The organism is Psychrobacter sp. FME6 (assembly GCF_014861365.1).
Lineage (GTDB): Bacteria > Pseudomonadota > Gammaproteobacteria > Pseudomonadales > Moraxellaceae > Psychrobacter.
Genome location: NZ_RRYW01000072.1, coordinates 1 through 15,488, shown reverse-complemented (window position 1 = coordinate 15,488; position 15,488 = coordinate 1). Strand labels below are relative to the sequence as shown.

At 39.9% G+C, this 15,488-nt stretch carries 14 protein-coding genes; 8 read left to right on the top strand and 6 right to left on the bottom strand.

All coding sequences use genetic code 11. From position 1 onward, the window contains the following. Positions 1-160: 160 nt before the first annotated feature. The gene (locus EI162_RS10485) at positions 161-532 is read right to left on the bottom strand and encodes a hypothetical protein (RefSeq protein ID WP_192524306.1); all 372 of its coding nucleotides are present in this window, start codon (positions 530-532) and stop codon (positions 161-163) included. Between the two features lie 894 nt (positions 533-1,426). On the opposite strand from EI162_RS10485, the gene EI162_RS10480 reads away from it, so the two are divergent. The 5 genes from EI162_RS10480 to EI162_RS10460 all read left to right on the top strand — a co-directional run bounded on the left by EI162_RS10480 (position 1,427) and on the right by EI162_RS10460 (position 5,720). After that, positions 1,427-1,894 carry a hypothetical protein gene (locus EI162_RS10480; protein WP_192524305.1) on the top strand — a complete coding sequence of 156 codons (468 nt, stop codon included), beginning with the start codon at positions 1,427-1,429 and terminating at the stop codon, positions 1,892-1,894. 69 nt (positions 1,895-1,963) lie between these two features. Then, a complete protein-coding gene (locus tag EI162_RS10475; protein ID WP_192524304.1) occupies positions 1,964-3,109 on the top strand; it encodes a competence protein CoiA family protein in 1,146 nt (381 codons plus the stop codon). Positions 3,110-3,642: 533 nt separating this feature from the next. Next, entirely contained in the window at positions 3,643-3,822 is a 180-nt protein-coding gene (locus tag EI162_RS10470) for a hypothetical protein (protein ID WP_192524303.1), read from the top strand. Positions 3,823-4,015: 193 nt separating this feature from the next. Beyond that, positions 4,016-4,897 carry a replication initiation protein gene (locus EI162_RS10465; protein ID WP_192524302.1) on the top strand — a complete coding sequence of 294 codons (882 nt, stop codon included), beginning with the start codon at positions 4,016-4,018 and terminating at the stop codon, positions 4,895-4,897. Positions 4,898-5,066: 169 nt separating this feature from the next. Further along, the gene (locus EI162_RS10460; protein WP_225736966.1) at positions 5,067-5,720 is read left to right on the top strand and encodes an Abi family protein; all 654 of its coding nucleotides are present in this window, start codon (positions 5,067-5,069) and stop codon (positions 5,718-5,720) included. A gap of 11 nt (positions 5,721-5,731) precedes the next feature. Here EI162_RS10460 and EI162_RS10455 read toward each other — a convergent pair whose 3' ends face one another. Then, positions 5,732-6,364, bottom strand: a complete 633-nt coding sequence (locus EI162_RS10455) for a recombinase family protein (RefSeq protein ID WP_192524301.1) — start codon at positions 6,362-6,364, stop codon at positions 5,732-5,734. Between the two features lie 273 nt (positions 6,365-6,637). On the opposite strand from EI162_RS10455, the gene EI162_RS10450 reads away from it, so the two are divergent. Continuing rightward, positions 6,638-7,108: a CinA family protein gene (locus EI162_RS10450; RefSeq protein WP_288998411.1), complete on the top strand. Its 471-nt coding sequence runs from the start codon at positions 6,638-6,640 to the stop codon at positions 7,106-7,108. A 3-nt stretch (positions 7,109-7,111) separates the two neighbouring features. Here the strand turns inward: EI162_RS10450 and EI162_RS10445 are convergent, their stop codons facing one another. Continuing rightward, entirely contained in the window at positions 7,112-7,783 is a 672-nt protein-coding gene (locus EI162_RS10445; protein WP_288998471.1) for a DUF421 domain-containing protein, read from the bottom strand. Between the two features lie 441 nt (positions 7,784-8,224). Between EI162_RS10445 and EI162_RS10440 the strand changes: the two genes are divergently transcribed. After that, a complete protein-coding gene (locus EI162_RS10440; protein ID WP_318779315.1) occupies positions 8,225-8,491 on the top strand; it encodes a hypothetical protein in 267 nt (88 codons plus the stop codon). 289 nt (positions 8,492-8,780) lie between these two features. After that, positions 8,781-9,776 carry a phosphatase PAP2 family protein gene (locus tag EI162_RS10435; RefSeq protein ID WP_192524298.1) on the top strand — a complete coding sequence of 332 codons (996 nt, stop codon included), beginning with the start codon at positions 8,781-8,783 and terminating at the stop codon, positions 9,774-9,776. Between the two features lie 142 nt (positions 9,777-9,918). On the opposite strand, the gene EI162_RS10430 is transcribed toward EI162_RS10435, so the two are convergent. From EI162_RS10430 to repM, 3 genes are all read right to left on the bottom strand, one after another. Beyond that, complete coding sequence (locus EI162_RS10430) at positions 9,919-10,200, bottom strand: CsbD family protein (RefSeq protein WP_413038385.1); 282 nt, start codon at positions 10,198-10,200, stop codon at positions 9,919-9,921. Positions 10,201-11,556: 1,356 nt separating this feature from the next. Further along, positions 11,557-14,355 carry a DNA methyltransferase gene (locus tag EI162_RS10425; protein WP_192524297.1) on the bottom strand — a complete coding sequence of 933 codons (2,799 nt, stop codon included), beginning with the start codon at positions 14,353-14,355 and terminating at the stop codon, positions 11,557-11,559. A gap of 69 nt (positions 14,356-14,424) precedes the next feature. Continuing rightward, positions 14,425-15,375 carry a replication initiation protein RepM gene (gene repM / locus EI162_RS10420; protein ID WP_192524296.1) on the bottom strand — a complete coding sequence of 317 codons (951 nt, stop codon included), beginning with the start codon at positions 15,373-15,375 and terminating at the stop codon, positions 14,425-14,427. Positions 15,376-15,488: the final 113 nt, after the last annotated feature.

Here is a 15,488-nt window from a genome sequence, read left to right as displayed (position 1 = left end):
AAACGTCCTTTAATGGGTCGTAAAACGTCCTTTAATGGGTCGTAAAACGTCCTTTTATTGACTTTGAAACCCTTTAATAACGTGGCTTACAGCGGACGTAAAAGCTTTTAAAAGCTTTAAAAACATTAAAAACCTTTTTTTATTTTTTATTTAATAAAATCTACTTCAAGAAAAATTCGTTCACATTATAATTTTTACCTGCATTCTCATCAAAATCACGCTGGTCACTATCATCTAAATAAGGTTCAGACACAGAATTATCTGCACAAAGCGATCTAACCCTACGTTCATACTTCTCTTTTTTTGACATAACCTCAGTATCATTGTTATTAGCTACAAGCCGCCCACTTTGAAAATACTTATCATCTTTATGCTTACGATAACTCTTACTAACACCTTGTTCAGTAATGCTGATATCAAACTCTTGTTTTAATAACTTAGCAATGTCGTCAAAAGTGTAGTTAACATACCAATCTTCTCGTTTCTGGATAATGAAGCGGATAGCGTTTTTCGTCAGCTTACTCTTTGCCATAATGTTTCCTGTATGGTTGATTGATCATCATTGGTAGCTCCTATAGTACCTTTGAACGCCAATGAAACCAAATGAATGTATTTGAAACTATTTGAACGTATTACAGCCTTTTAAAACAAATTTTTGAACGCTAATGAAACTATTTGAATGTATATGAAACCAAATGAACGTATCAGTTTTAAAGTCATTTTAATGAGGCTGGTAAGTTGAGCCTAAATAGAAAAATGGAGGTGGTAGAGGATATTTTTAGGATTGCAGGATAGGCTACCGCCGTCGAAAATGGGGTATTTTTGGATAGGGTTTAGTTGGTCGCAGTCCATAAGACGACTTTTAGTTAGTGACAATCAGGATCTTATCGCGCACTTATCAAAGCAGCCACAGATGAAATTTATGGCTATTGGTATTAGCTGATCGTTTAAGCAAAACACAAATAATCATCAAAAGCGTCTAAGCAGCAGCTTAGGCGTATTCTTAAATTCAAAAAATTTATCATTACCAGCTGCTCCCACAATTTTGTAAAACAGCTCACAAGGTTCTCCAAATAAAATCTGCCACCATCATCACTCTAATTTTTGCTTGTGATGTTTCATATCAGCAAAATATAGAGCCGCCTTCCAGCCAAACCGCCTAAAAAAATCACAAAATCCGCAGCAAAATAATTTTGATAGCCATATTTGGCAAGTTAAGCAAAACTGGCTAAAAAGCCTGTCGTGCCGACGGCAGAATATAGATACACACACCACGCAACTGGTTGCAAACGCGCAAAGCCATACAGCGTAAGGGCTTACGTGTAGGACAAATGAAGGGTGTATAGTACCACAAATTATGTTTTTTTTCTCCTAAGAGCCTTTATAATAAAGGCTTATCTTGTACCACAAACGGATTTTAAAACTGATGCAAAATCGTAAAAAACTCAATATTAGAATTGACGCAGATTTACATGACTTTTTATGCAAAAATGCGCCAAATACGCTCACCAGCTATGTAGAATCCTTAATCACTCAAGGCGTTATTACAGAAGTTAGTGATCTTTATGACAGAGCAGAAAACAGCTATCAAACGGCGGTACTGGCGGCTAGAAATGAGGCGTTAAAAGCCAAAGATGCAGAGATTAAAGCCTTAAAAAGTCAGACAGAAAACGCAAATTCTCAACTTGATACTCAAATAGATCTTATGTCGAATATCTGCCTTTCTGAAGGCGTATCGTGCGAGACAATAGAGAGATATGCTGAAGATATGAACGAGGAAGATAATATGACCAGTAAGCTAAAATTCGTTAATCGTTTGGCAGTAGAGCTTGCCAAGGTAAGAGGTTATGAGAGTAAGACCATCAAAGGCTGGAGTCGCAAAAACCAACAGTAAAATTATAGGTGCTTAGTCAGGGAGTGGCTCAAATTGATCAGTTGAGGGATAAACGTGGCGTTCTCTTGTGTGAAAAACGATAAGACAATTTATAGCTTTGAGTATGGCTTAGCGGACTGGATCGCACTCAAAGAAGATAAGGATTCTACCTTTAAAATGACCTGCTGCGGCAGTCGAGCGATTTTAAAAACAAGCAAACTTGGCACACAATTTTTTGCTCATAAGGTTAAGCCTAAAACCAATGATTGCTCTACTGGTGGTGAGACTCCTGAGCATATCCATATCAAATATTTAGTCAGCAAAAAATTATTTGAATGCGGCTGGAGCGTTGAGGTTGAAAAACGAGGGGTATCTAGTCAAGGCGATGTATGGATAGCCGATATATACGCTGAAAAGGACAAGTTTAAGATTGCTATTGAGGTTCAGTGGAGTCGTCAAAGCTTCGTTGAAACAAAGCGCAGACAGCAAATTTATAAGGACTCAGGTGTCAGGTGTGCATGGCTGCTGAGAAGTGGCTCAGTGAAAGACAGGGACGCTATAGTGGGTGACTTTTTGCACAGAACAAAAAGTGTGCCGGTATTCTCAATCTACAGAAATCAAAAAGAGTCTGACAGCGCATACAAGGTCTATAACGTTTGTAAAGCCGCGTCAGAGGAGCGGTTAAACCCTGATCCATTAGAGCAAACCGAGTTAGAGCTAAATGATTTTGTCGAGAAACTGGTATCAAGCAAGATACAATTTTACCGAACATATAGCGATACCTCCAAACTCACGCTAGATATCGTCAGAATGCAGTGTTGGTCTTGCAAGAGAGTGACCAATACCGTTGTGAAAGCTAGGTTTAAAAATACGCTTTATGGTATTGAGAATAGCTATAGCAGTATCAGCCAAGACGTTGATGAATGTGATAGTAGGACAATAGAGCTTATTAATAATAGCTTTGCTCAGCGTTATAACTTCGCGCCATTAAGAAGCCGATACAGCAAAACGGTAGATAGCAGCTATATTGCTAACTCTTGTACCTACTGTGATGCTTTAATGGGTCGCCATTTTATGAAGTCTTGGGGGTCTTACTATTCAAGTCAAACGGTCGAGACAGACGAAATCACCGTACCGAGGAAAGGTAGGGTGTTAATGGAGTTTGGCAGGGTAGGGTATTACAGCAGAGCGATTGATTATAATGAAGGTAAGTGGGTGTTGATAGACTCGCTTTGATTATCTAAATTATTTCTGTATAGGATGTGGGGAAGCATTTAATTGTGCATAGGCGTATAGAATACTTGTTTCTCTAAAAGTCATAAAAATAAAGGTCTGTAGCCTACTTACCACGAAGTTATGCAAAACTAAGGAGGGTAAAAAAAGACTAATATTTTAGTGTTTTAAGCATTTATTCGTGCATAACTATTTTTTTTAATAAATAGAGTTTCAGCTAATGGATAATTTACCTAACCTCTTGCCATGACTGGTCTGTAGCTCATTCTCTAAATACTTAAATGGATGAAAAACTATGGCTTATCTTCACAGATATGTGCAACTAACAAGTATGTATAATTTTCATAAAAAAGTTAATTAAAACAAATACATATGCCTATAAAAAGCATAAATATGCATAAATAAGTGCTTATTTATGCAATATTAAATGCTGCCCCATAGCGCACTTGTTTATCAGTTCCCTTGTATCTGCTGATACAAGGGATTTTGATGCCTTAAATGGTGTAGAGTGAGCTATGAGAGCTAAAGGAGACAATATGAACAAGGTTAGCTATCGCCTAGAGGAGTTGCCGCGTCTAACAGCCAAGCAGCAAGCCGACTTAGAGCATTTAGCTACGCTCAGTGATGATGATATTGATTTATCGGATATTTCGGAGATTAGTGACTGGTCAGATGCCACTCGCGGCAGTGTCGTACCGTTAGAAACTGATCAATGATTGCAGCTGATAAGTGTCGTTGGCTGTTTGACGTTGAGATAACGAGCGCGTAAACTCAAACCCTAGAAATGATTAACCCCCAGTGCTACCAACACTAGGGGTTGATTGAATTTTAATCCGTGTCAGCAGATATAAAACCCAAAAATCGTACCTATATTTTATATCAGCAGGCACACTAATACAAGTGTGCGTTATGTTACTGCTACCTGAGTTATACCCAACCCTGCCCTACAAGCCTTATTGCACTGATGATTTAGGCACTCTTAGTATCCAGCCAAAACAGATCGCTGTTAAAAAGCGCTACATCCAGCACAATCCGCCCTGCATGACCCACTTTATCGGTTTAGATATTGATCATCCACATGGCGCAATGCGCTGGGCTGAAGAATACCTGCCGCCGCCGCGCTGGACGACCCAAAACCCTGTGAATGGTCACGCGCATATCGTCTATGAGCTAGAAAAACCTGTTTGCACCAGTGAAAACGGCAGTATCAAAGCCCTAAAATACCTAGCCGCCATACAAGCAGGACTGATCAGAGTCACCCGAGCCGATTCAGGGTACAGCAATTTCATCACCAAAAACCCGCTACATGAGCATTGGCGTACTGAGGTGTGGACGGATGAAAAATATAAGCTGGACTATTTAGCTGAATTTATCGAGCTACGCGCTTTGAACACCACCGAGAAGCAAAGCGGCCTTGGTCGCAACTGCACTCTATTTGATATCGTACGTCATTGGGCGTATAAAGCCGTCAGAGAGCATCGAGGCAAGCAATGGGAGCAATGGTATAACTCAGTGCTTAAACACGCTCTGAGCGTCAATATGGCGTTTCCTGAGCCACTACCCTACTCAGAGATCAAAGCAACTGCCAAAAGCATTGCCAAATACTGCTGGAATCGTGACAGCTACCACTATCATGAGTTTATACATCGTCAAGCGATTAAGGGCAATAAAGGCGGCAAAGTGTCTAAACGCAAGCCTGATCCAACTTCAGAACAGACATTAAAACCTTGGGAAGAGTTGGGAATATCAGAAAGCACATATTATAGACGTAAAAGACTCGGCAAAATTTGACAGTGGATAAGCCTAAATCAGATAACAGCGCTTTTTGTGTGCGGTGGAGGTTCTTTTCAGGTCAAAAAAGAAAACCCTGCACACAGGCAGGGTTTTCGCAATCGTCTAGGGGGGAGGTGTTAACCTACGATACCCCTAGCTCACAATTCAATTATAAGGCTTTATCAGTATGAATTCAATGCTTAACGCTGATGTGATCAGGAGTACCTTGTCACAGCCAAGATTATCTACTTATGAAAAATATACAGTTACTCTAGATGAGGCTCTAGAACTGTATCAATGGAATGCCAATATATCAGGTGCATTTTTTCCTTGTTTACATATTTGCGAGGTGACTATCAGAAATGCCGTTTCAGAGGTATTGTTTAAGCAACATGGTAACCAGTGGCCTTGGGAGACTGGTTTCATAAATACCCTACCCAATCCTAGACATGGCTACAACCCTAGAAACAACGTGCAGAAAGCACGAGATAAAGTGTCCGATGTGAACAAAGTTATTCCTGAGCTAAATTTTGTGTTTTGGCAAAAGATGTTCACAAGTCGTCATGATGATCAGCTGTGGTTACCTTATCTTAGGGATACTTTTCCCTATGCGCCTAGTTATAGCGACATTGCGGCGTTGAGAAGTGAGATCTATAACGATTTGGAAAAGATCAGACGGCTCAGAAATCGTATTGCCCACCATGAGCCGATTTTTAGAAGGGATCTTAATAAGGATTATGAGGTGATCATAAAATTAATTGGGTATCGCTGCTGTGATACTGCTCAGTGGTTATGCTCACACCAAAACGTAGTCTCATTATTAAACGATAAACCCAGATAGTTACACTGGCTCTAGAAGCTACTGTCACCTTCTTTAAGCTCTTTTGACACACTAGCGATCAGATGACGGGAGCAATCAGTAGTCTTTTGAATGTCACTATAGCTGAGACCAGAATTTAAGAGACTAGCAATTACCTTGCGCTTTTTAACATCTTTACCGCGACCCTTATATTTGCCTTCAGCCTTAGCTTTGGCGATACCTTGCATTTGACGGTGGCGGCGGTCTTCATAGTCTTTACGGGCAATGGCAGCGAGCATATCAAGCATCATCGAATTGATAGCTTGTAAGATACTGCTCATAAATTCGCTGCTTTTGTCTGATTGGAACGCCATAAACGAGGTGGGTAGCTCTTTTGAGACGATAGCCAGTTTTTTATCTGATAACATTTGCTTTAAGGTATCCCAATCAGCCTGATTAAGCCGTGCAAGACGGTCTATTTGCTCAACTAGGATAATATCGCCCTCAGATGCTTCATCAATGAGTGTCATCAGCTGTGGGCGCGTGAGCGTCGCTCCTGATTCATTCTCAACGTAGAAGGCTGCAATCTTGTGGCCATGCTCTTTAGCAAAGGCGGTAAGCTCAGCTTTGGCGCGGCTTGCGTCCTGCTGTTTGGTTGAGGCGCGAAGGTAGGCTCGGATCAGCACAATAGATCTCACAGACTGTTATAAGTGGTTTCATTATAGCAGTCTGTTTTATGTGGTGCTAATGGTGCTTATTCGGTCGGTTTTGGTGGTTCTGTTGGGGTATGCTCTAATATAACCAGACTACAGGAACTGAACTGTTATCTATTCTACCTTTACTAGTGCAAACCTAATTAAAAAATACTGTTACGCAAATTCACCACTACATGAATTGAATCTTAAATAGGAAGGTACTGTAATAGCCTTAATTGATCTAATATTAGTATGGAGGGCGTTGTGACTGATAGCTGTGCTAAGTTGTTGGCAGATAAGCAATTGACCATAATCTTTATTGAAAGCGCGACCGCGGGCTATCTAGCACATCGCTTTTCTATGAGTCCTTATTCAGGCGATATATTAATGGGCGGCTTGGTATGTTATGACGTTGCGATAAAAAAGAACGTGTTAAATATATCGAGTCAATTAATTGCTGAGTATACGCCTGAGTCCTTAGAAGTCACCCAAGAATTGGTTAATAAATCTAAGACCATGTTTGAAGCCGACTTATATGTGGCTTGTACAGGACTATTAAAGTCTGGAGGCTCTGAAACTAAGGATAAGCCTGTCGGTACGTTTTTTTATTGCATTGGTTATAAAGATGAGCTTTATGATTTTCGCAGCGTCTGTCAAGGTGCGCCTGAGCAAAAGCTACGCAGCATCAATAGTCTTATTTGTAAGAGCATTATTGACGTTGTAAATAACCATTAATGATCAGTTTACGATCTTATTATTTAGAGCTTTAGCCCACCCTCTTGAATGATGACAACGATTGCATTCTTCATTTGGCGCTGAAATATAGTCCACATAACCGCAATGCATACAGGCATAGAGATGACCATCCTCTATGGTTTTTGTTGCCTGAAACTCTTTAGGGAAAATGGGTAGCCCATATTGGGTGTCCTCGTGTGGAAATAACAAGACACTAAACTCACCATCTGTTTCGAGCAACCCTACTTCCACTTGTCCTAAGTGACGCACGCCTTGTTGACGCATTTCAGTAAAGAATTCGTCGTGCGACATTTTACCTTTCTTGACATCTTCAATTATCAACATGCCATTTTCTACGATATAAGTAGGTTTGCCTTCTAATAACAGCTCAAAAAGCTTAAGTTTTGTGCTGAACCACGTAAAAAGTCTATAGAGAAAAAGGACAAGGCTCATGATGAGCACCGCTTGGATAAGTGGTAAATCCTCTGTAAACATTGGATCACCAGCGATAGAGCCAAGTGCCAAAATTATAGTTAATTCGAAAATTGAGAGTTGGCGGATACCGCGCTTGCCTGTATTTCGTAATAACAAAATGATCAAGCAAAACATAATGGTGGTACGTATAACTATTTCTATCGCAAAAGCCCATGTAGTGTCATAAATAAAAATACTTATCTAATCCATTTTGTTTTTCCTTGGTATACACCGTATAGCTAAATTTATAGTGCCATGTGGAGAATTGGAAATGGCTTTCCCATATCACCCAATGGCGATTGTACTATGACTTTAAACTCTAGGTGTTCGTAAGAACCATATGTTCTTTAAAAAAATATATGGCACACAAGCTAACAAACTCTTACCTTTCACCACGTGAAAACATTAAATCTGTCTGTTAAGTTTGACTTGTTAGTTGAGAGTTATTTTAATTTTAAAAAAAATGACAACAATAAATAATAATGGTCTGCGTTAGTATTTAAATTAGCTCAGTTCAATGATTCTATGATCGTTTTCTAGAGTTTTTCTAAATCTTTCGGTCTTAACTATAATAAGGATATTAAAATGAAAACATCAGTAGCTACTAAGTCGCTTCAAAATAAATTATGGATAGTATTTTTGGTGAGTTTATTTGGTCTCAGCGCTTGCAGCAATGAGACAGAAGAGCCGGCTACTAATACGGAGTCTAGCGAAATGACACCTGTGCAAACAGCGAGCGAGGCTGAAGATCAAATCCCTACTTCTACAGAGGATGGAGAAGGTGCGGGAGGGACAGCATACTATTCTAGTAGTGGTAGTGTAGAAAATGACCAAAAGGCTGATGATACGGTTACTGTCAATGAAAACAACTCGAACTTAGATCAAACATCAGCAGATGGATTACAGTAAGTATGAGAAAGCGCACAATCCATTAAATATTAAAGAGTTTCTGTAAGGTCGTTATAAGCTTGAATCGCTCCGAATATATAGGCGGTTGATTTACTTGAGACAAACAGCTATGCCTAATAGCAAATTAAAATCATCTATTGCTATAACTGGATTATTTCATTGTTGAGTGTAGCGTCACTCACTATTGTTTAATAACTAAGGCTTAGTAACTTGAACAGAGGTTCTATCCAGATCTTTAACTAGAAAGTAATTACTCAGGATTCAGAATACTCTTGGAAAAGGTTTAATAATGATATCTTTAATATCAGAAAATCAGCCATTGTTCACCTTAGGTTTTCTGATCTTTCTGGTTATCACTGTTTTATTGGTTTTTCAGTACGTGGTTATTCGTTATGGTCAGCTCCTTTTTATCCAAGCAATCCGCTGTTGGGTGAGGACAAAACGGAATCTTGCAAAAAATAAACGTGTCATTCAATTCAAAGGTAAGTATCCCAAGCTGTATGTGATAATGTCTCGGCGGTTTTGTTTACGGGGTTTTTATGGGCTGTCACTGACATCTTTATGTGTGGTGATAGGTTGCATATTAGTGTTATTCATTGCGCTGGCTAAAGCTGTGGCTACGTTGAATCCTATTGTTTCCATCGATTATTTTATATCGGCGCAGATGAGCTTACTGCGTGATTCCAATATTATTGATTTTTTCATCCTGATAACCAGCTTTGCATCTACACCTATCTATGTTTTGGCGGTTTTGTTTGCTGCTGTGAATTGCTGGGTGAAGCAGCAACGCTATATAATTGTAGGATTATTGATTGCTACTTTAGGCAGTACTATCTTTACTTCTTTGATGAAAGATTTATTACAGCGTGAAAGACCTGCTAATAGCTTATTAGTCGTGCAAACTTATTCGTTTCCAAGTGGTCATGCGACGACTGCTATGGCGTTATATGGGTTTATCGCTTACCTATTAATTCGATTTAACCAAAATTCTGTTCAAAAAATTCGTGTACTTACAATATCGATTTTTTTTATCATATTGATCGGATGGAGTAGAGTTGTATTGAATCAGCATTATTTAAGCGATGTACTGGGCGGTTATCTAGCAGGTGCATTTTGGTTGACGCTTGGTATCAGTATTACAGAGTGGCTAAGCGCAGAAAATAAAATCATATGGAAAGTCAAATGGCCAATTTCTCATGTATACATGATTTGGCTGAGCGGGTTAGGCATATTTATTAGTACGTTGATTTACGCAAAAATTTATCAATTTCCAACGTTATCCTAACTATCGTATTAAGCCACTACGAAGTATCGAAACCAATAACACACCGCTAAAGGATTAAGTCTTGTCTCGTCCTAAAAAAGCCCGTGACCATCGCCACGGGCTTTTTTGCATTTTAAGGATATGACTATTAAAGATAAAATAATCAATATTTATTTTGGTTACGCCACTCATCTACATCGCGTTCAGCGTCTTCTTTTGATTGACCATAACGCTCTTGGACACGTCCGACTAATTTGTCACGGTCACCTTCGATATGGGTGAGATCGTCATCTGTTAAATCTGCCCATTTTTGTTTTACTGAGCCTTTGAGTTGGTTCCATTCGCCTTTTAGTGTCTGCTTATTCATATCGTTATCATCCATTTTTTGATTGGCTTTGTAATTTTCATCCATACTCTGTTCATTCACATTTTGATTGTCCATCATGGGTTTCCTTTTCCATTTATTGCACTGTGAGTCAGCGCATCTATACCAAGCTCATCCATCTTTTCTTTTTTTTATTGATGAATAGGCTATCAGCAGTATTAAATTTCAAGCTGATATATCCAATATAGACGGACGTAATTAGAACGTCTGTACAATGAATGTTTATAGTGTTTCTGAGTCGTTTTTAAGTCCGCTGATATGTTGTTGCGCTGTAAATTACGTGTTTAGCTAGACGTTTCTTGACCGCTAAGCTGGAATAATAGGCATAAAAAGCCCCTAGAGGCACTTTAACTTTAAAAGTATGTCCATTAAAAAAAGCTATAGGATATGCTGGGGGACATTAATTTAAATTTAATTATAACTATATATGTTAGTGTAACAATCAAAATAAAGGCTGCTATTGCTCGCAGTATGAATTTAACGTTTTTCATAGATTACCCCTCATGATTTCCTATAAATACAATCTTAACACTCTTCTTTTGTTGTTTTTTATACAAATAGATAAGAGTGCTTACTATTTAGTATTGCAAATATGCAATTAATTTAGTGAAACCAGTTGATAAAATGAAAGCTGCTTTTGAGGCTTAGGTAATTCTAAACGTCCTTATACTGAAGGTATCACCATTCTATGTTCAAAATCATGCTGCTATGTACACTGAGCTACTATAAATAATTATGATTATTGTTACCAATAGCTTGCAGCCAAATATTCTAGTCCTCACTAGGGAACTGAACCAGTGAAAGTACCTAATTGCTTGCTTATAGGTATACTTACTTAGAAAAACGGTATTACCTCTATAGATAATTTAATGATTTCTATGATCAAAAACAAAATATCTACAACTAAGGAGAGTGTGTCTAGATTTTTCATGAGGGTTTTCCTTTTATACATTGAAGGTGGTTGGTATTGTCTTTCAATAACTTACGACTGATATTTTATTGAACATCAGAAAATCGGACTAAATGAGGCGGTTCAGGTGCTAATTATCTAAAAATAACAATAGATACTCGATGTCAATCACGGTGTATTGCACGTAATACACCGCAAATAGTTGATCTCCCAGTTATAACTCTTATTTTACTGACATTGATTGCGCTATCTTAGGGGGCAGAGTTCCGATGTTCGATGTTAAAGAGCTTGAATATAGACAAACAAATAGAATTTGCGTGTATTGGCGCAAAACACTGCTTTTAGTTGTCATCTAAGACTATTATGAATGACCTTTTTACTAGGCTTTGAGGGGTGTTCCGCGCTTCTCTCTCATACGTAAATCACTAAATTTCAGGCACAAAAAAACCTTTAGTTATCGCTAACTAAAGGTCAGTGGCGCTTAATAAGATTTTTAGATCGTGGCTCTAAGCCTCAGCTATCTGCTTTAGCAAGAACTCAACGCGACTCGCATCATCCCCTTTGCCTTTATAGCCATACGCCTTATCTACTGCCTTATCCAGCGCGGTATGGGCTTTGGTTAGCTCAGGGTAAGGATCGATCATATAGGTGTTATAGAGCTTGGCTAAGGTCGGTGCGTCTTCACTACCGTCTTGATAGAGCTTACGAGCGTCTAAGACCGCTTGTGCGGCTTTGGCAATGTCATCACGCGCTTTGGTCGCCTTGCTGTCGTCATCTTCTGCCATAAATGGGTAGGGGAAGTTGTTATAAACGATGCTATTTGAATATCGGTAGTCGCTTTTCATACGCCCAGCTGTTAAGCGCATAAAAGCGTTGTGCATACTGCTAGATAGCGTTCCAAAATGGTATAAGCTTGCATGAGGTAAGCTAAAAACAAGGTTGCTGCATACCGTTGTATGATCAAAAAAGCCTATAGGTACGTATTTTCTATTTTCTGATGATACGCTAGGGATTAAAAGATAGCTCCCTGAAGATGGTTGGCGTATTTCACTGAATAGGTGGGGCGTAGCAGCCAGCTTTTGCGTGGCTTTTTTAGTGCTGTCACTTCGCATTGCCTTGATGTTTTCTAACCGCTGTACGACGTTTGGCATCTGTGCCAAATCCTTGTTTAACTCTATTGGATCGACACCATCGAACCACAAACACCAACGTTTAACATCGTTTAAAAATTCTTGTGAACCTATAAAGGGACGTAAATACCTTTCGGTTAGCGGCTCTTTTTCTAATAGCCCTAAGTATTCCTCATTAGATAGTAGCAAGTTCCCACCATCTGTAGGCTGGCTACCTTTCGCCATTATATTTTCATTAGATACTTGTTTGTTTTTTCGATCAAAAAAAACGATAGGCGAACCTATCAAATATCCGTTTATTAACTTTGCTTTATTTGGTATAGGATCGGCGGCTATATCGTCATAACTGAAAATGGTTTTTTCTTGACGCTCGTGTGTCGAGTAGCCAACGATGACGCAATGAACCGCTGCTACACCTTTGCCCTCATTCGTCCATCTAAAGGTATGGTGAGCAAAGTTAATATACCCACCGCAGTTTTCAAGCAAATACTGCCATAACACCGCTACATGTTCACCTTGAACGATGGAATTGGTCGATACAAACGCCGTTTCGACATGATGCCTCTGCTTTGTGACCAACTGCATATAGTGCATGGCTTTGATATACCATCCAGCCACGTAATCTAAAGTTTTAGACTTCTTAATATCACCTGCCACATGCGCCATATCCGCTTTTTGCTCTTTACTTTGATAGGTATAACCAATAAACGGCGGATTACCCATCACAAAATCGCATTCATTTGCCGCTAGAACGCTCTCCCAATCAATTTGTAGGGCATTACCCTCAGTGATGTGTGGACTGTACACAATGGGCGTTGTGGGGCGCGTTGTGCCAAACAGGTCAGCGGTGGCTTGGTTTAACTGGTGATCGGTAATCCACATGGCCACCCTTGCGATATGCGCGGCGTGTGGCTCAATCTCGATGCCATAGAACTGATCCACGGTGACTTGGCACATACTGCTAATATCGAGTAAGCCCCTTTCATCACCATAAATCTGTGCAATCAACTGGTTTTCTAGTAAGCGTAGCTCTCGATAGGCGATGATAAGGAAGTTACCGCAGCCGCAAGCTGGGTCAAAAAACTTGAGCGTGGGCAGTTTGTTGTAAAGCCTGATTGCGCGTGGCTTGTCTTTGGCGCACTTGGCGAACTCGTCACGCAAGTCTTGCAGAAATAAGGAATTGATGACCTTTAAGATATTTTTCTCACTGGTGTAGTGAGCGCCGAACTCGCGGCGTTTGTCATCGCTATTATCGGTGCTATCTATATCAAGGACGCTTTGGAACATTGAACCGAAAATAGCAGGGCTGATCTCGCTCCAATCAAGGCCATTACAGTCAACAACGAGGTTATACAGGTTTTCATCAAAGTAGGGGATGCTGATGGTATCGGCGAACAAATCGCCGTTGATGTAGGCAAAATCAGCGTAGTGCTGTGGCAGACGGCTTGATCGGTTTTCAGTGTTTAGTGTATTAAATAGGGTGCTAAATACTTCGTTGAGGTTGCTACCATCAGGGTTTGCGTGGTTTTTAAGTAAGCCATGCAAAAGGTTGTTTTGCCCAAAGATGCCAGTATCATCAGCGAAGAAACAGAATATCAGACGCGTTAAGAATAGTGCCAGCTCGTCCGCATCCACACCGTCATTGATAAAAGCTTGATGCAGTTTGGCCACCATTTCGGTTGCCTGACGGTTAATCGGGTTTTCCTCGATGATCTCCATTATTTCAGTGCTAGGCACTAAAAAGCCTAGCCATTCAGCGTTTTTAGGTAAGTCAGTTAAAGCGCATTTATACTCTTTGATGTTTAAAGGGTTATCAAGATCAAAGATCCACAGCTCATCAAAGTTGCAAAGCACGATGTAGCGCGGCTTGTCAGCATTGCTTAGGCGTTCATAGTATTTGCTAACTTGGTTATAGGCTTTGTTTAAATCAACGCCGCGACTTTTTTGCTCAATCATCACAAGCTTTGGAATAAAGGCATCCACGTACTTTTGTGACTTGTCTTTTTTGAGACGATGCTCAAACGCTTTTAGCTGGGTCTGACCTGCTACGCCGTAAGCATTGAATACTTGCGTCCAAAAGTTCTGACTTTGCCCCCTCTCATAGCCCTCAGCATCTTTATAATCGTGGATAACTAATTGTAGCTGCTCGCGGATATGCTGATAGTCTGAACTCATGGATCGCCTAGTTGTGTCGGTTATTAAGATTGAGCCTAATGATACGCAATATTTTGGTTTTTTGAAGACTTAATAATCCAAATACTCTCGAACAGGGCGCTTTTTAAACTGTGAAGCGTCTTTTTTCAAGCGATTAATCATCTCAAACTCCCACGCTTGTTCGCTCTGACCAGCTGGACTCGTTGAGCTAACCATGTGATTGTAGTCTGCGATAAACTGCGGATTTCGGGCAATGCGCCCAAGCTGCTTATCGCTTAGCCCATCGATGGTGAACATATCTGCTGTGTCACTATCTCGACTTGATTCTAAAGCCTTCTTAGGCTTAGCTTTCGCTTTGAATTTAAAGGTAAACCCTACAATCCTGCGCCCCTCTTTGTGCTGCTCATAACTGGCTGTAATGTCAGTATGATCATTAATTTGTTTGATACCAAGGTCAAGTACACGCTTTTTGAAGTCTGACATTGCGGTATATTGGTCAGGTTCTACACCTAATTTTGCACGCAAATCATCAAGCGCCATTTTGTTTGTCTTGCCCACTGTCCGCCATTGGATCATAAGCTCATATAACCGGATCGCATACTCGCTTTGTAGCGCGCTTACCTGCTTTAGGTCATATTCTGTATAGCATCTTTCAAGGCGTGTAATAAGGGGTATGATATCACTTGAGAAGGTCAGCTCTACACATCCTAATTCATCAGCATAAGCAATCTTTTCTACCCACCGGCTTTTATAAGTGATTGGTTTGCCGCTTGTTTCATCTGCCTTGATATAAGTAAACCCTGCTTCGTATAGACCATTGACTGCCCGCTTCATCGCTTCATACGCGGTATGTTTTGCGACACTAAATTGCTGCTCATAGCTCTTTGCATATATGCGTAGCGGTTTGCCTACATTGATAAACTTGTTTTGTTCACGTACCTCAATGATCGCTAGAAATATAAGACGCTGCTCTGCGACACCTAGTCGATAGCTTGCTCCTATTAGATCATTATCTTTCGAGACTATATTCTTACCTGACACGACTATCTGCCTTATTAAATCTATTTAAAGACAGAGTAACATAATTGTCCCTTAATTATCGTAAAACGTCCTTTAATGGGTCGTAAAACGTCCTTTAATGGGTCGTAAAACGT